We start from the raw sequence: 588 nt of genomic DNA on the forward strand, positions 1-588 counted from the left end.
GTGCGGGCGACCGGCGGCGCTTCCGCGGCGCCGCCCACAGCGCCGACCCGGGGCAGCTGCTCACCGCCGTGCTCGCCTCGCTGGACCGGACCGCCGGGGCCCGGGCCGTCCACCCGGCGGACACCCTGGGCAAGCTGGTCGTGGTGGCCGAGTCCTCCGCCCGGCTGCTGGACGCCGTCGGCTGGTGGGTCTCGTACGTCCCGCCCGGCTCCCACCTGATGCGCACCGCCCAGCACGCCGTCTACCGGATGACCAGCGGTCCCAGCAGCGCCCGCGCGGAAACCCAGCGGGCCCAGATCGAGGCCCCTGACGCGGTCTTCGACCTCCGGCACTACCCGATGACCCGCCGCGCCGTCCGCGGCGGTGCCTTCGCCCTGCGGGCGGGTGCGGCCGGCAACGACCCGGCGGAGGAGGCGATGCTCGTCGTCTCCGGCTACCGGGGCATGGTCGCCGCCGGCGGCCAGAACCCGGCCGGCGGCTGGCTGGTGGAGCTCTTCGCCGACGACGCCACCCTGCCGCTGGGCCAGGCGGCCTGCGCCATGCGCGCCCTGGTCGCGGTCGCCCTGGCGGGGCCGGCCTCGCCGCCGG

Annotated in this window: 1 pseudogene; it reads left to right on the forward strand. The window is 78.4% G+C overall.

Features of this window, described 5'->3' with window-relative positions:
• Positions 1 to 588, forward strand: a pseudogene (locus KS423_RS46920) (sensor domain-containing diguanylate cyclase); the annotation flags it as partial.

The sequence above is a fragment of the Streptomyces sp. LS1784 genome (assembly GCF_020103755.1).
Lineage (GTDB): Bacteria > Actinomycetota > Actinomycetes > Streptomycetales > Streptomycetaceae > Kitasatospora.